Genomic DNA, 14,375 nt, shown 5'->3' with positions numbered 1-14,375 from the left:
GTCATGGACCTCACCACCACGACGTCAGGAGTGACCATGACCAGCTCTTCCACCCAGGGAATCAAGACCGTGCTGCATCCCGTTTCCGACCTGGCGGCGGCCAAGAAGGTGTACGCCGCGCTGCGCGGCGTACAGCCGCAGGCCGACGGGCCCTACTATGTCGGCTTCGAGGCCGAGGGCCAGCACATCGGGCTGGTGCCGGGCGGTGGACCGCAGGGCATGACCTCGCCGGTGGCCTACTGGCACGTACCGGACATCGAGGCGAAGCTGGCCGAGGTGACCGCCGCGGGTGCCACGGTGAAGGAGCCCGCGCACGACGTCGGCGGCGGCCGCCTGGTGGCCACCGTCACCGACCCCGACGGCAACGTCCTCGGGCTGCTTCAGGACCAATGAGAAGCACCGAAGACCGGGCGTACTGCTCGAAGCTGGTTAGATCGACCCAAATGACGTCGTGACGGCGGCCCCCGCGGTAACAGATATGGAGACACAATGAGCACCACCACGAGGACGGACACGCAGTCGCCTGCGCCGCACATCGCCGACAGTCACGATCTGATCCGCGTGCACGGCGCGCGGGTGAACAACCTCAAGGACGTCAGCGTCGAGATCCCCAAGCGCCGGCTGACGGTGTTCACCGGTGTCTCCGGCTCGGGCAAGAGCTCGCTGGTGTTCGGCACGATCGCCGCGGAGTCGCAGCGGCTGATCAACGAGACGTACAGCGCCTTCGTACAGGGTTTCATGCCGACGCTGGCCCGGCCCGAGGTCGACGTGCTCGACGGGCTGACCACCGCGATCCTCGTCGACCAGGAGCGGATGGGGGCCAACGTCCGCTCCACGGTCGGCACCGCCACCGACGCCAACGCGATGCTGCGCATCCTGTTCAGCAGGCTCGGGCAGCCGCACATCGGCTCGCCCAACGCGTACTCGTTCAACGTCCCCTCGGTGCGGGCCAGCGGCGGGATCACCATCGAGCGCGGCGACGGCAAGACGAAGACCGAGAAGGCGACCTTCAACCGGCTCGGCGGCATGTGCCCGCGCTGCGAGGGCATGGGCTCGGTCACCGACTTCGACCTGACCGTGCTGTACGACGACAGCCTGTCGCTCAACGAGGGCGCGCTCACGATCCCCGGCTACAGCATGGACGGCTGGTACGGCCGCATCTACCGCGGCAGCGGCTTCTTCGACCCGGACAAGCCCCTGCGCAAGTACACCAAGCAGGAACTGTACGACCTGCTCCACAAGGAGCCGACCAAGATCAAGGTCGACGGGATCAACCTGACCTACGAGGGGCTGATCCCGAAGATCCAGAAGTCGTTCCTGTCCAAGGACGTCGACGCGCTACAACCGCACATCCGCGCCTTCGTGGAGCGGGCGGTGACGTTCACAACCTGTCCCGAATGCGACGGCACCCGGCTCGCCGAGGCGGCCCGGTCGTCGAAGATCAAGGGGATCAACATCGCGGACGCCTGCGCGATGCAGATCAGCGACCTGGCCGAATGGGTCCGCGGCCTCGACGAGCCGTCGGTGGCGCCGCTGCTCGTGACGCTGGAGCGCACCCTCGGCTCGTTCGTGGAGATCGGGCTGGGCTACCTCTCGCTCGAACGGCCGGCCGGCACGCTGTCGGGCGGCGAGGCGCAGCGCGTCAAGATGATCCGCCACCTCGGCTCCTCGCTCACCGACACGACCTACGTCTTCGACGAGCCCACCGCGGGCCTGCACCCGCATGACATCCAGCGGATGAACGACCTGCTGCTGCGACTGCGGGACAAGGGCAACACGGTGCTCGTCGTGGAGCACAAGCCGGAGACGATCGGGATCGCCGACCACGTCGTCGACCTCGGCCCCGGCGCCGGTACGGCGGGCGGCGCCGTCTGCTACGAGGGGACCGTCGAGGGGCTGCGAGCCAGCGGCACCATCACCGGCCGTCATTTCGACGACCGGGCCGCCGTCAAGAAGACGGTGCGGAAGTCCACCGGCACGCTGGACATCCGCGGCGCCACCGCGAACAACCTGCGCGACGTCGACGTCGACATCCCGCTCGGGGTGCTGGTCGTCGTCACCGGGGTCGCCGGCTCCGGCAAGAGCTCGCTGATCCACGGATCGATCCCCGCCGGGGCGGGTGTGGTGTCGGTCGACCAGGGCGCGATCCGCGGCTCGCGACGGAGCAACCCGGCGACCTACACCGGGCTGCTCGACCCGATCCGCAAGGCGTTCGCGAAGGCCAACGGGGTGAAGCCGGCGCTGTTCAGCGCCAACTCCGAGGGCGCCTGCCCCACCTGCAACGGCGCCGGCGTCATCTTCACCGACCTGGCGATGATGGCCGGCGTGGCCAGCACCTGCGAGGACTGCGAGGGGAAGCGGTTCCAGGCCTCGGTGCTGGAATACCACCTCGGTGGCCGTGACATCAGTGAGGTGCTCGCGATGTCGGTGAGCGAGGCCGGGGAGTTCTTCGGCGCCGGCGAGGCGCGTACGCCGGCCGCGCACACGATCCTCGGCCGGCTGGCCGACGTCGGGCTCGGCTATCTCAGCCTCGGCCAGCCGCTGACCACGCTGTCCGGCGGCGAGCGGCAGCGCCTCAAGCTGGCCACCCACATGGCCGCCAAGGGCGGCGTCTACGTCCTGGACGAGCCGACCACCGGCCTGCACCTGGCCGACGTCGAGCAGTTGCTCGGCCTGCTCGACCGGCTCGTCGACGCCGGCAAGTCGGTCATCGTCATCGAGCACCACCAGGCGGTCATGGCACACGCCGACTGGATCATCGACCTGGGCCCCGGCGCCGGCCACGACGGCGGCCGGATCGTCTTCGAAGGCACCCCCGCCGACCTCGTCGCCGCCCGCTCCACCCTCACCGGCGAGCACCTCGCGGCCTACGTCGGCACCTGACCGAACCCTTCACGCCCCGTCCCCGTGAACCGGGAACGGGGCGTGTTCGACAGGGGCGGCCGGTTCGCGGGAGCGGAGCTCACTGCCCCCGGGTCTGGCTGAAACGCAGCAGGTTGCCGGAGGGGTCGCGGAAGGCGCAGTCGCGGACGCCGTACGGCTGGTCGATCGGCTCCTGCAGCACCTCGGCACCCGCGGCGCGGATGCGTTCGAAGGTGGCGTCGCAGTCGTCGGTCCTGAAGATGACGCCGCTCAGCAGGCCCTTCGCCAGGAGTTCGGCCATGGCCTGCTTGTCGGCGGGTGAGGCGTTCGGGTTCGCGACGGGCGGTTCGAGGACGATGTCCACGTCGGGCTGCGACGGCGCCCCGACGGTCACCCAGCGCATCCCCTCGAACCCGGCATCGTTGCGCACCTCGAGGCCGAGAACGTCCCGGTAAAAAGCGAGCGCCTTGTCATGGTCGTCTACCGCGATGAAGCTCTGTGAAAGCTTGATGTCCATGCATTTCACGATAGGGAGCGGGGAGCAGTTTTCGCTTCTCCGTTCCTGACCGGTCGCGTGTGGATCTTGGCGACGCATGCCGGGATGGCGGCGCCATCGTCATGGGGACGGGCCCGATATGAGCTCGGGCTCTCGCCGACCAGGTCGGTGAACCGCGAGCTGAACGACCCCAGCGACGTACATCCGACCGCGAAGCAGACCTCCGTCACCGTCAGGTCACCCCGCCGCAGCAGCGCCTTGGCCCGTTCGATCCGGCGCGTCATCAGGTAGCTGTACGGCGTCTCGCCGAAGGCGGCGCGGAAGCTGCGGGAGAAATGGCCTGGCGACATGAAGGCGCCGCGTGCCAGTGCGGGAACGTCGAGCGGCTTCGCGTAGTCGCGGTCCATTCGGTCACGGGCCCGGCGCAGCCGTACGAGGTCCTCCAACGTCACCCGGCCAGCATCGCACAGCGCCGCGCCCCGGCGGTGGTTAGAGTTGGGCGCCTTGATCGGCGGGAGGGGGCGGCAGGACATGCGGGTGACGATGACGAGTGCGGCGGCACGGTCCGGCCGGGCGAACGAGGACTTCACCGGTGCCGTACCGACGGCGGCGGTGTTGATCGACGGCGCCGGCATCTCCGGCACCGAATCGATCTGCCGGCACGGCGTGGCCTGGTACGCCAGGAGTCTGGGAGGCAGCCTCCTCAGCCTCGTGTCATGTGAGCGGGACCGCGGCCTTTCGGCGGTGCTCGCCGAGGCCATCGAGCAGGTGACGGACGATCACCGGGACACCTGCGACGTCGCCGACCCCATCAGTCCGTCGGCGACCGTGGCCATGCTGCGCCTGTCCGACGGCCTCATCGAGTACCTGGTGCTCGGTGACTCGTTCCTCGTGCTCGACACGGCGGAGGGGGCGCCGCTCGTCGTCTCCGATCCCCGGGAGGTGATCATCAGCCGGTCGTACGAGCCCGCGCTCGAGGCCGTCGCCAATGGTAGCGAGGAGTACCGCCGAGTCCTGGGAGAGCTGCGCGCCAACCGGAACCAGCCGGGCGGCTTCTGGCTGGCCAAGGACGACCCGCGGGCGGCGGACGAGGCGATCACCGGAAGCTGCCCGATCTCCGAGCTGACCGGCGCCGTCCTGCTCAGCAACGGAGCCAGTCGCATCGTGGACCGGTTCCAGCTCGCCGACTGGCCAGGGGTCATGGCCGTCCTGGCGTCGAGCGGGCCGGCCGAGATCATCCGTCGTGTCCGGCAGGCGGAGGCGCACCACGCGGTGGCGGCGGACGATGCGACGATCGCCCACTGTACGGACCTCGGCGAACCCTGAAACTAGTCGTCTTCGTCGACGGTCATGGCTGCCTCATAAGCCCGCAGAGTTCGGACGAACAGCTGCCGCTCCTCGGGGGCCAGCGGACTCAGTGCCTGACGCCAGGCATGCGCCCCCCGCGCCAGCCAGCCGTCGATGGACGGTCGTTTGCTGTCGGTGATGCTGACGATGCGCCGACGCCGATCCGACTCGTCCTCGCGCCGCTCCAGGATGCCCTTCCGGCTCAGCTCGCCGACCATGAGGCTGACGGTGGTCGGGGCGACCTCCAAGCGGGTGGCCAGCTCGTTCACGGTCATCGGGCCGTCGAACAGCAGGTAGGACAGCAGTGACAGGTGCCGCGGCGCCAGCGCGAGCGACTGGAGCTCTTCGGGCACCCGGATCCGCTTCGCCCGCCCCACCATGCGGGGCATGAGCAGCAACAGTGCCCTGATCGCCTCGTCGACCCCCGGCTCGGATCCGGCCCGGTCCTGGCCCTCGGTTGACATCGGCCACCCTTCCATTTAGCTTTGATAGCAAAGATATTTACCTTGCAAAGCAAAACTGACTTCATGGTAACGAAACGGAGCTGTGATGCCGCATTTCGAGGTACGGATCCACGAAGAAGAGCTTGACGGCAAAGTCGAGCCGAAACTCATCGCCGCTCTGACCGACGCGCTGGTCAAGGTATACGGGGAGCGAGCGCGCTCCATGGCGGTCGTCGAGCTGTTCGGCATCCCACGCCACCGCTGGGGCATCGGCGGCGTACCCGCCACGGTGAACGCCCCGATCGTCTCGCTGAACCTACGAGAAGTGGCGTTGAACCTTCCGGGCGTCGACGCCGCCCCCACGCGGCTGATCGCGTCCATCACCGATGCCGTGGTCGAAGTCTTCGGCGAGTCCGTCCGGCAGCAGGTGACCGTGTACGTCGTCGGCGTTCCCGCGGGACGTTCCGGCGTCGGCGGCGACGTCGATCCGCCCCCGGCCGGCTGAGCGTCAATCGGGGGTGGAGCCGCTTTCGCCGTCCTTCAGGCGCTTGCGGAGTTCCAGATAGTCCGCGCCGTCATCAGTGATCTCCACGTAGTTCTTCAGGTCGAATTCATCGGAATCGCCCGCGTGGTCATCCACTATGGCGTTGAGGCCGCGTACGTTGTCCTTGGGTTTGATGAAGCCCATCGCGTCGAGCCGCTCGAGTTCGAGCTGGAGTTTCCGGTCTTCGCGGAATCTGACCATCACCATCGGCTGTTCCGTCAGCCGCCGCAGATGATCCCACTCGAATTTGGTCACCAAGCCGGTCAGCGCGATCCGTAACGCGTTCACGTCGGCTTCGAGTGAGTTCTGGCGCTTCTCATACTGGGCGAGCCGCGCGCTGAATCCGCCGGGTCCGATCGTGAAGTCGGTGATGGAGTAGGAAGAAGCCGAGAAACTCGCACCGACGAGCAGCGCGATGGCCAGCACGATCTCTGGAAGCCCCAGCCGGTCACCACCGTCAACCAGCCCGAAAGGAATCACCACCAGATAAGCGAGATATGCGATGACCAGCACCACCGCGCAGGCCGCGCCGGCCCGGCGAAAGGCCACGCTCGCCGTCCTTTGGTGTACCGGTCGCGAGCCGTCGTCGCCCTGGTCGCTGCTGGGGTCCGTGGTAGCCATGCCGTTCCCCCTTTGGTGCTGTTCGGCCATCATCGACCACGTGTGGTCGCCGATCCAGCCGAAAACCGGTTGGCCGAGGTCAGGGTGTCTGTGGGACGGTGTCGACGTGGTCAAGCGACTCCCGTACACCGTGGACGAGGCGATCGCCGCCGAGCAGGCGGGCCAGATCCTGCGCTACCTGTTCTTCTGGGGGCACCGGCCCACTCGTGATGGGAGCGTCGGTCCTGGGTGCTTGTCGCAGTGGTGGCCGGTCTCTTTCACCGAGGACGGGCACGTCTTCGCCTCGGCCGAGCACTACATGATGGCTCACAAGGCCTGGCTGTTCGACGACCACGCCACCGCCGCCCAGATCCTCGCCGCGGGTCACCCGGGGGAGGCCAAGGCGCTCGGCCGGACCGTGGGTGGCTTCGACGAAGCGGTCTGGGATGCTCGCCGGTTCGACATCGTGGTCCGCGGCAACTCCGCCAAGTTCGGGCAGCACCCCGACCTCCGGGAGTTCCTGCTGGCCACCCGCGACCGGGTCCTGGTCGAGGCCAGCCCGGTGGACCGCGTCTGGGGCATCGGCCTGACCGCCCACGACGAGCGCGCCGCCTCCCCGGCAACCTGGCGGGGCCTGAACCTGCTGGGCTTCGCCCTGATGGCCGCCCGCGACGCGCTGGTGACGGGACTGTAGCCGGGAGTCTTGTGCGGTCCGTCGGAGCTCGTTCGTCCGGCGAGTATGGCGATTCTGTCGGACCGTCGGCTCACACTCGCCATGACGTCACCCATTCAGGAGGAACCCATGGCGAGGGGATCCAGGCGGGGAACCGGCAAGAGAAGGCCACGGAGCAGACAGGACATATGGGTCCTGGGAGCTGTGGGTGTGGTCATCGCAGGGGCGGTCGTGGTGCAGTTCGTCCGCCACTACCCAGGATGGGCGGCCGTGATCGCCTGCCTGGCCCTGGCGGTGTTCGGCGGCGGGCTCCTCCTCCGATACCGGGTCATCGAGGCACGGAGACGACGCTTCCTGGCGGCCAACGTCGAGTTGGAGAAGGTCGACCGGATGTCCGGATCGCAGTTCGAACACCTGGTCGCCGAGCGGATGATCGCCGACGGCTTCCGCCAGGTCCGGGAACGAGGCCGCAGTGGCGACGGCGGGGTGGACATCACCGCCATCGCCTCGGGATGCGGGAAGTACGCCGTCCAGTGCAAGCGCTACAGCAGGACAGTGGGTGCGCCCGAGGTCCGCAACTTCCTGGGAGCGCTCGCCAACACCTTCGCCGGGCACACCGGAGTCCTGGTCACCTCGGGACGGCTGACCCGGCAGGCCCGGCTGGAAGCGCTCGGCGCCCGGGAGCCGTTGATCCTGGTCGAACGCGACCGGCTGGCCGACTGGTTGCTGGGCGCCGTCTCGCTCCTGCCCGCACGGCCGGCTGGGATCCTGATCGAAGGAGACGAGCCCGCAGGCTGATCCCGTGAACAATTGCGTTGGTGGACGGTATTAGCGCAGCGGTATGGACGCGGCCTGGATCTGCCGGAGGATGGTCTCGTCGGTGATCTTGTTGTCGTGGGCGAGGAGGAAGGCCTTGCTGAGGATGAGAGCCAGTTGGCCGTCCTCCTCGAAGGGCAGGAACAGCTTGGCGTCGCGCTTGCGGGCGGTGACGATGCAGAGGTAGACGTCGCCGGGGCTCATGAGGATGTTGCCGCTGCCCAGGTGGATCCTGTAGGCGCGTAGGTCGCCGCGGACGACCAGGTAGCGGTCGGTGAGCGTGCAGCGGTCGGCGATCGCCGTACGGGGGAGGATCCGGGCCAGCGCGTCGCGGCGGACCTCGGCCGACGGAGCCAGCGCGCCGGCGGCGACCTCGCGCCAGTAGCCGCCGAAACGCTCCTCGCCCCGGTCGATCCAGTCCGGGTCGGCGGCGATCGAGGTGACCGCGACGAACAGGTCCACGTCCCGCATCGCCTCGCTGAACACCAGCGGCGGCACCTGCGCCAGGGGTGTCTCCCGCCAGGCACGCCCGTGGCGCCGGTCGAAGCGGACCTGGTCGGTGGCGGCCAGCGTCACCGCGTGGTCGGCCACGGCTGCGGTCTCATACCGGAAGCGGGCCCGCCAGGCGCCCTCGGCCAGTTCCTTCTTGGCCACGGCATCGTCGCCGGAGGCCCGCAGCCAGGTGGTCTGCCAGCCGCGCTTCTTGAGCAGCGCGTACAACCGCGGGTGGTCGACTATGTGGGCGGCGAACCGGTTGGAGTAGACGCCGGTGGTCTCCTCGGCGGGGGTGAGCAGGTAGACCTCCCGGAAGGCCTGCTTGTACGGCTGGCGCAGCCGTCGTCCGGTCATCATCTCCCGCCAGGCCGTCACTTCTCCCAGCGGGGCGCGCGCGGGATGCCACAGCCGGACCTCGGCCCCGGGCGGGGCGTCGCCGGGAAGGAAGGCCTTCCCATCCGCCTCCCAGATCAGCCCGCGCGCCACCACCGCGGTGATCGGATGGTCCAGGTAGTGACGGATCCAGTCCTCATGCGACCAGGTCCGGTCGACGGTGAACAGCTCCTCCAAGCGGACGCGCTCGGCGGCCAGTGTCTGGCGGACCTCTTGCTGGACGGACTTGATGGCCTTGAGCTCCTTGGCATGCCTTTCGCTGACCGCCGGGGGCAGAGCACGGATCGCGGTGTCGTCGGGGGCGGTGAAGCCGAGCCGTACGGTGACCGCGTCCTGGACGGTCAGCACCACGGTGTGGTCGCCCAGGCGCCACGACCGGGTCCCGTCGGCGGCGAGTCCGTGTGTCGGCACCCCCCGCTCCAGCATGCGGGCCGGTGTCGTCCCGACGTGTCCGGCGGCCGTGGCGAGCGCGGCGTCGACCTGCTTGCGCAGTGCCCGGTTCTTGAGCGAGGTCCGCAGCCGCCAGAGTGGCTGTGGGTCTTCGCACTCGCCGAGCGCGTTGATCGCGGCACCCGCGACGGCCAGGTCCTGCACGAATCCGGTACGGTCACCACCGAGCTGGTCGGCCAACCACGTCAAACCGGCCACCAGAGCGTCGACCCGGGCCAGCGTCGCCGCCCAGATTGCTCCACGGGCCACCTCGGTGTTCGAATCGGACACCACGCGCCGGTACCTGCCGAAGGACGGCTCGCAGACGAAGGCCGCCAGCGCGAACCGCACGAGCTCACGCGCACCGGCGGGCGCCAGCAGGGTCAGGCATCGGGCACGCCACTTCTGACCGGGCCGCGGCGTTCGCAGCTCGCACAGATGCTCGACCAGCTCGACCAGGTGGGGCGCGGGCGCGTCACCGAGATACTCGCGCACGGACGAGGCCCAGGCGTCGGCCCGTACCAGCGCCGACAGCGGCAGTGCCGCCGGATCGTCGCGCAGGGCCAGCGCGATCCGGCGCTGCAGGCGTCGCCGGTCGTCGGCGGGCAGGCAGCTGTCGGCCATGCCTTCGATCAGCCGGGTGAGCGGTTCCCGCAGGGGATGCCGCCCGGTGATGTCGAACTCCAGCGCCAGATCCACGACCCGGGACACCCAGGTGTCGTCCCAGTCGTAGGGCTCCCGGCAGTCCAGGACCGAGATCAGCGCGGCCACGTCGGTGGCGGTCCAGCCGCTGGAGTCGGACAGGGCCCACTCCAGTTCCTGGGGGTGGTCGGCCAGCTCGGGTCGCGCCAGGCAGATCGCGGCGGCCCGGCGCTCGGCGCCCTCCGCGCGGCGCAGCCGCCGCCCCAGTTCCCGCCGGACCTGCTCGGCCTCATGCCGTAGCTTCATGGCCCGCCGCTCGTCTCGGTCATCCTGTCTGAGCGCGGCGTGGGATCGTCCCTGCAGATCACGTTCCCGTTCGATCGTCTCCATGACCCAGCTCGCGGAGGCGAAGGCGGCCGTGACCGTCTCATCCACGGTGAATTCGCGCATGTGAGGATCTTGCCGAGGCCCTCCGACAGAAAAGCCAGTCACATAAAGTGTTCATGCGATTTCATTAAGTGATATACGCTGGTCGGGTGGCTTCCGAACCCCCCACGGGCGCGTACATCCCAGGCCGTTTCGACACCGCGCAAGGCGCCGCCACCGGCCTGCCGCTGGCGGTGATCGAGCAGTGGCGGGACAGCGGTCAGAGCGCCACTGACGCGCGGCGTCTCCTGAGCCGGCATGCCACTCGCGGTTACAACGTGGTGTCCGACTCGGCCGGGCTGACGAAGCTCAGTCAGCGGTTGGGCCTGCTGGAGGTGCTCGCGGTCATCGACCGGCCCAAGCGAATCCTGTACGCCTACGCCAAGGCGATCGGGGGAGAGGCGGTGGGCGTCTGGGCGGCCGACAACGCCCAGATGTTCCATTCGGACGCGACAGACGCGCGGGTGCTGCTGTCGGCCCTGTTGAAGGTTCAGGACGAGATCGAACGCTGTTGCCGGGCCCGGGTCGGCATCGGCGTGCATCACGGGAGTTTCTACGACCTGTCCGGTGGGCTGTACGGCGCGGAGGCGGACGCGATCGAGGAGATCGCCGAGAACCACACCGAAGGCGGGGAGCTCGCGGTCACGGCGGCGGTCGTCGACCGGCTGCCCGGTGACCATTCCTTCGTCATACGGCGCAAAGACGGCCCCGAGAGTCCGGTCGGCGCCGTGTACCAGGTGCTCGACGGCCCCAGGCTGGATGATGTGCGACCGGTCGAGGGCCAGCCGTACCCCATTCCCTACTCCGCGGCCTTCTACGCCGACCTGCTGCGGCTGGAGCACAGTCCCGAAGACGCCGAGTTGGCCGAACAACTCACCGCCGAGCATCTTCAGCACCGGACCGTGGTCCTGGTCGAACGGAGCGTCGCCCCGGCCGAGACGCCTGAGCTCGGGTTGCTGAGAGGGCTGAGCCTGTCGGCCGTGATGAAGGAGACCGGACTCCGTCTCATGCCCGCGCGGGGCGCCGTCGAGATCAAGATCGCCGGTCCGCTGGCCATCTACTTGTTCGAGGATCCGGGGCCGGCCGTACGGTTCGCGCAGAGCCTGCGCGCGGGACTGGCCGAGCACGAGATCAGTTGCCGGATCGGGGTGGCCGACGGGCCGGTGCTGGCCGGACAGACGCCTGGGGGCGGCTGGGACATCGCCGGTGCGCCGGTGAATCTCGCCTCCAAGATGGCGCAGGATCTCGGCGCGCCCGGTCGCGTCTATCTGAGCGAGGCTCTGCGCGAGCACATCCATCTGGACGGGTTCGCCGCCGTCCAGCGCACTGTCTCCGGGGTGCGGATGGCCTATTTCGAGGGATGACGGCTCGGCCGCCTCTGGCAAACGAAGTCGAAACTCGCTCTTCCCCAGTGCGGGGTCCTTCTTTATCCTCAACCTCAAGACCGTCTGTGAACGTTCACAGCATGAAGCTGACCTAAATGGGCGAATTATCTAGATTTATGGCCTGGCAGTAGTCCGTGAACGTTCACAGGACCACCCCGCCGATCAAGGAGAGCCCATGACCGCGTACCGCGTTCGGAGGATCGGGGGCGCGCTGCTGCTGACACTGGCGACGCTGCTCGCGGTCGTCCTGGTGAACCCCGCGCCCGCCTCGGCCGCCACGCTGACCATGCGCGGCGCCGACATCTCGTCGGTCCAGCGGAGCCTGGACCTCGGCGCCAAGTACTACAACGCCGCCGGTACGGCCGCCGACCCGCTGGACATCCTCGCCGGTGTCGGCGTCAACTACGTCCGCTTACGCATCTGGAACAACCCGGCAAGCGGCTACAACAACAAGGCGAAGGTCCTGGCCTACGCCAAGACGGTCAAGGCCAGGGGGCTCGGCCTGATGATCGACTTCCACTATTCGGACACCTGGGCCGACCCGGGCAAGCAGTTCAAGCCGGCGGCGTGGGCGAGTCACGGCATCAGCCAACTCCAGACCGACGTCTACAACTACACCTACGACATCTGCAACAGCCTGAAGGCGCAGGGCACCACACCGGACAGCGTGCAGATCGGCAACGAGATCAACGTCGGGATGCTCTGGAACGACGGCAAGGTCATCAACAACGATTTCACCAACCTGAGCCTGCTGCTGAAGGCCGGCTACAACGCGACCAAGGCCTGCAACAGCGGCACCCAGGTGATCATCCACACCGCGGACGCCGACAGCCTCGCGAACGCACGCTGGTTCTACGACGGCATCAAGGCCAAGGGCGTGCCGTGGGACATCACCGCCCTGTCGTACTACTGCATGTGGCACGGCTCGCTGTCCACTCTGTCCAGCGTGATCACCGACGCGAGGTCCCGGTACGGCAAGCCGGTCATCGTGGCGGAGACCGCCTACCCGTTCACCGCGGCCAACGCCGACAGCGAGGGGAACGTCGTGACCGGATCGGCGCCGTGCTCGGGCTACCCGGCCACATGGGCGGGGCAGGCGAGCGAGTTCACCGCGGTCCAGAACACCGCCCGCGGCGCGGGCGCGATCGGCGTCTTCTACTGGGAACCGACCTGGTACGCCATCTCCGGCAACGGCTGGGACCCGGCCAACATCAACGGCACCGGCGACCAGTGGGACAACATGGCCACCTTCAACTGGACCGGCAGCATCAACCCGAGCATCAGGTGGACCCCGTAGCGAGCTCGGCGGTGGTGCTCGCGTAGAAGATCACGCCTCCGCCCGCGAGCCGAGAACGTCCAGGTAGTGCTGGTTGTACATCACGCCGAGGAGGTTCCCGAAGGGGTCGACCACGGACGCGGTGACGAATCCGGGGCCGCGCTCGACCGGCTTCTCGTGCTCTGTGGCGCCCAGGGAGAGCAGCCGGTCGAAGGCGGCCTGGACATCGTCCACGTGCCAGTAGGTCACCGCGCCGCCGGCCTGGCCTGACCGGCCGTGGGGGGCGAATCGGCTGTCGACGATGCCGAGCTCGTGCTGGTAGTCGCCGATGCGGAACTCCACGTACGCGGGCGGCCCCTCGATCGGGCGGACGAAGTACGGCTCGATGCCGAGCAGCTCCGTGTACCACTCCTGGGCGGCCTTGATGTCGTCGGCGAAGAAGCTGACGGTGGTGAGTCCTCGCAGCATCGGTGGTTCCTTCTTTCGGTCGAGGGTCGGTGACAAGGACTATCTTCCAAGCTAAAGTGCTCACCAATTGAGCACTTTTCTGGAGGGATATGCGCGCTGATCGACTCGTCGCCGCCCTCCTGCTCATGCAGAGCCGTGGCCGGGTGACCGCCGCCGAGTTGGCCGACGAGCTCGAGGTGTCCGTCGCCACCGCGCGCCGCGACCTGGAGGCGCTGTCCGCGGCGGGCATCCCGGTATATCCGCAGGCCGGACGCGGTGGCGGCTGGTCGCTCGTCGGCGGGGCCCGTACCGACCTCAGTGGCTTGTCGGCGACCGAGGCGCAGGCGCTGTTCCTGCTGGTCGGCCCGGCCGCGGCCGTTTCGGGCGAGGCCAAGGCGGCGCTGCGCAAGCTCGTACGGGCGCTGCCGCAGACTTTCCGGGCCGACGCCGAGGCGGCCGCCAGTGCCACGATGATCGACCCGACCCGGTGGGGCGAGCGGGATCGTCGCCGGCCCGAGATGGTCGATCTGCTGCAGGCCGCGGTGATCCGCCGGCGGAAGGTCCGCCTGACCTACACCAGCGGCGCCCGCGAACGGAGCGAACGGCTGGTCGACCCGTGGGGCCTGGTCGACAAGGACGACATCTGGTACCTGATCGCCGGGACCGAACGCGGGCAGCGCACCTTCCGCGTCGACCGGATCATCGAGGCCGAGCCGACCGACCAGCCCGCCGAGCGCCCGGACGACTTCGCGCTCGACACGGCCTGGCAGCAGGTCGTCGGCGAGGTGGAGCGGCGGCGGTCACATACCTGGGCGACCGTGCTCATCGAGGCCAGGTTCGTCCCGGTGCTGCGCACCCACTTCGGACGCCACTGCCACACCGACGGCGAGTTCGATGACGGCCGGGTCCGGGTCCGCCTCGCCGCACCGACCCCACTGGACATCGCCCGGAACCTCGCCGGTTGGGGTGCGATGATCGAGGTGGTCGAGCCGCGATCCGTCCGGGCCGAGCTGGCGCGGATCGGCGCCGAGCTGGCCGGTCGCTACGCCGGCGAGCGCTGATCCGACAGCAGTTCGGGGCGCAAACTTACCTTGTACGATG

The 14,375-nt window shown here is 68.7% G+C and carries 15 protein-coding genes; 9 read left to right on the top strand and 6 right to left on the bottom strand.

Features of this window, described 5'->3' with window-relative positions; genetic code table 11:
• The first annotated feature begins 3 nt into the window (after positions 1–3).
• Both ACGFNP_RS04855 and ACGFNP_RS04850 read left to right on the top strand, forming a co-directional pair.
• Positions 4–393, top strand: coding sequence for a VOC family protein (locus ACGFNP_RS04855; RefSeq protein ID WP_393314878.1), 390 nt, complete (start codon positions 4–6; stop codon positions 391–393).
• Positions 394–489: 96 nt separating this feature from the next.
• A complete protein-coding gene (locus tag ACGFNP_RS04850) occupies positions 490–2,883 on the top strand; it encodes an excinuclease ABC subunit UvrA (protein WP_358329234.1) in 2,394 nt (797 codons plus the stop codon).
• Between the two features lie 79 nt (positions 2,884–2,962).
• Here the strand turns inward: ACGFNP_RS04850 and ACGFNP_RS04845 are convergent, their stop codons facing one another.
• Positions 2,963–3,379: a VOC family protein gene (locus ACGFNP_RS04845; protein ID WP_393314875.1), complete on the bottom strand. Its 417-nt coding sequence runs from the start codon at positions 3,377–3,379 to the stop codon at positions 2,963–2,965.
• 5 nt (positions 3,380–3,384) lie between these two features.
• The gene (locus tag ACGFNP_RS04840; RefSeq protein WP_358329820.1) at positions 3,385–3,765 is read right to left on the bottom strand and encodes a helix-turn-helix transcriptional regulator; all 381 of its coding nucleotides are present in this window, start codon (positions 3,763–3,765) and stop codon (positions 3,385–3,387) included.
• Positions 3,766–3,862: 97 nt separating this feature from the next.
• On the opposite strand from ACGFNP_RS04840, the gene ACGFNP_RS04835 reads away from it, so the two are divergent.
• Entirely contained in the window at positions 3,863–4,684 is an 822-nt protein-coding gene (locus ACGFNP_RS04835) for an integrase (protein WP_393314872.1), read from the top strand.
• 2 nt (positions 4,685–4,686) lie between these two features.
• Here ACGFNP_RS04835 and ACGFNP_RS04830 read toward each other — a convergent pair whose 3' ends face one another.
• Positions 4,687–5,169 (bottom strand): MarR family winged helix-turn-helix transcriptional regulator, encoded by a 483-nt coding sequence (locus ACGFNP_RS04830; RefSeq protein WP_358329243.1) that lies wholly within the window; start codon positions 5,167–5,169, stop codon positions 4,687–4,689.
• Between the two features lie 85 nt (positions 5,170–5,254).
• On the opposite strand from ACGFNP_RS04830, the gene ACGFNP_RS04825 reads away from it, so the two are divergent.
• Entirely contained in the window at positions 5,255–5,653 is a 399-nt protein-coding gene (locus ACGFNP_RS04825) for a 4-oxalocrotonate tautomerase family protein (protein WP_393314869.1), read from the top strand.
• Positions 5,654–5,656: 3 nt separating this feature from the next.
• Here the strand turns inward: ACGFNP_RS04825 and ACGFNP_RS04820 are convergent, their stop codons facing one another.
• Positions 5,657–6,313 carry a hypothetical protein gene (locus tag ACGFNP_RS04820; RefSeq protein WP_358329248.1) on the bottom strand — a complete coding sequence of 219 codons (657 nt, stop codon included), beginning with the start codon at positions 6,311–6,313 and terminating at the stop codon, positions 5,657–5,659.
• A 106-nt stretch (positions 6,314–6,419) separates the two neighbouring features.
• On the opposite strand from ACGFNP_RS04820, the gene ACGFNP_RS04815 reads away from it, so the two are divergent.
• Both ACGFNP_RS04815 and ACGFNP_RS04810 read left to right on the top strand, forming a co-directional pair.
• On the top strand, positions 6,420–6,986 hold the full coding sequence (locus ACGFNP_RS04815) for an NADAR family protein (protein WP_393314866.1): 567 nt from the start codon (positions 6,420–6,422) through the stop codon (positions 6,984–6,986).
• 189 nt (positions 6,987–7,175) lie between these two features.
• Complete coding sequence (locus ACGFNP_RS04810; RefSeq protein ID WP_393314863.1) at positions 7,176–7,763, top strand: restriction endonuclease; 588 nt, start codon at positions 7,176–7,178, stop codon at positions 7,761–7,763.
• A gap of 30 nt (positions 7,764–7,793) precedes the next feature.
• Here ACGFNP_RS04810 and ACGFNP_RS04805 read toward each other — a convergent pair whose 3' ends face one another.
• A complete protein-coding gene (locus ACGFNP_RS04805; protein ID WP_393314860.1) occupies positions 7,794–10,190 on the bottom strand; it encodes a DUF4132 domain-containing protein in 2,397 nt (798 codons plus the stop codon).
• Between the two features lie 86 nt (positions 10,191–10,276).
• On the opposite strand from ACGFNP_RS04805, the gene ACGFNP_RS04800 reads away from it, so the two are divergent.
• On the top strand, positions 10,277–11,530 hold the full coding sequence (locus tag ACGFNP_RS04800) for an adenylate/guanylate cyclase domain-containing protein (RefSeq protein ID WP_393314857.1): 1,254 nt from the start codon (positions 10,277–10,279) through the stop codon (positions 11,528–11,530).
• A 196-nt stretch (positions 11,531–11,726) separates the two neighbouring features.
• A complete protein-coding gene (locus tag ACGFNP_RS04795) occupies positions 11,727–12,848 on the top strand; it encodes an arabinogalactan endo-beta-1,4-galactanase (protein WP_393314854.1) in 1,122 nt (373 codons plus the stop codon).
• 30 nt (positions 12,849–12,878) lie between these two features.
• Here ACGFNP_RS04795 and ACGFNP_RS04790 read toward each other — a convergent pair whose 3' ends face one another.
• Entirely contained in the window at positions 12,879–13,295 is a 417-nt protein-coding gene (locus ACGFNP_RS04790) for a VOC family protein (protein ID WP_358329266.1), read from the bottom strand.
• Positions 13,296–13,384: 89 nt separating this feature from the next.
• On the opposite strand from ACGFNP_RS04790, the gene ACGFNP_RS04785 reads away from it, so the two are divergent.
• The gene (locus ACGFNP_RS04785) at positions 13,385–14,335 is read left to right on the top strand and encodes a helix-turn-helix transcriptional regulator (protein ID WP_393314851.1); all 951 of its coding nucleotides are present in this window, start codon (positions 13,385–13,387) and stop codon (positions 14,333–14,335) included.
• The last annotated feature ends 40 nt before the right edge of the window (positions 14,336–14,375 follow it).

It is taken from the genome of Nonomuraea sp. NPDC049269, from assembly GCF_043197155.1.
Taxonomy (GTDB): Bacteria; Actinomycetota; Actinomycetes; order Streptosporangiales; family Streptosporangiaceae; genus Nonomuraea.
The sequence above is the reverse complement of the archived record's forward strand: the minus strand, read 5'-3'. Positions and strand labels throughout refer to the sequence as shown.

Coding starts and splice junctions, on each gene's coding strand:
- ACGFNP_RS04855 (WP_393314878.1), top strand. CDS start 4: ATGGACCTCACCACCACGACGTCAGGAGTGACCATGACCAGCTCTTCC.
- ACGFNP_RS04850 (WP_358329234.1), top strand. CDS start 490: ATGAGCACCACCACGAGGACGGACACGCAGTCGCCTGCGCCGCACATC.
- ACGFNP_RS04845 (WP_393314875.1), bottom strand. CDS start 3,379: ATGGACATCAAGCTTTCACAGAGCTTCATCGCGGTAGACGACCATGAC.
- ACGFNP_RS04840 (WP_358329820.1), bottom strand. CDS start 3,765: ATGGACCGCGACTACGCGAAGCCGCTCGACGTTCCCGCACTGGCACGC.
- ACGFNP_RS04830 (WP_358329243.1), bottom strand. CDS start 5,169: ATGTCAACCGAGGGCCAGGACCGGGCCGGATCCGAGCCGGGGGTCGAC.
- ACGFNP_RS04825 (WP_393314869.1), top strand. CDS start 5,255: ATGCCGCATTTCGAGGTACGGATCCACGAAGAAGAGCTTGACGGCAAA.
- ACGFNP_RS04820 (WP_358329248.1), bottom strand. CDS start 6,313: ATGGCTACCACGGACCCCAGCAGCGACCAGGGCGACGACGGCTCGCGA.
- ACGFNP_RS04805 (WP_393314860.1), bottom strand. CDS start 10,190: ATGCGCGAATTCACCGTGGATGAGACGGTCACGGCCGCCTTCGCCTCC.
- ACGFNP_RS04795 (WP_393314854.1), top strand. CDS start 11,727: ATGACCGCGTACCGCGTTCGGAGGATCGGGGGCGCGCTGCTGCTGACA.
- ACGFNP_RS04790 (WP_358329266.1), bottom strand. CDS start 13,295: ATGCTGCGAGGACTCACCACCGTCAGCTTCTTCGCCGACGACATCAAG.
- ACGFNP_RS04785 (WP_393314851.1), top strand. CDS start 13,385: ATGCGCGCTGATCGACTCGTCGCCGCCCTCCTGCTCATGCAGAGCCGT.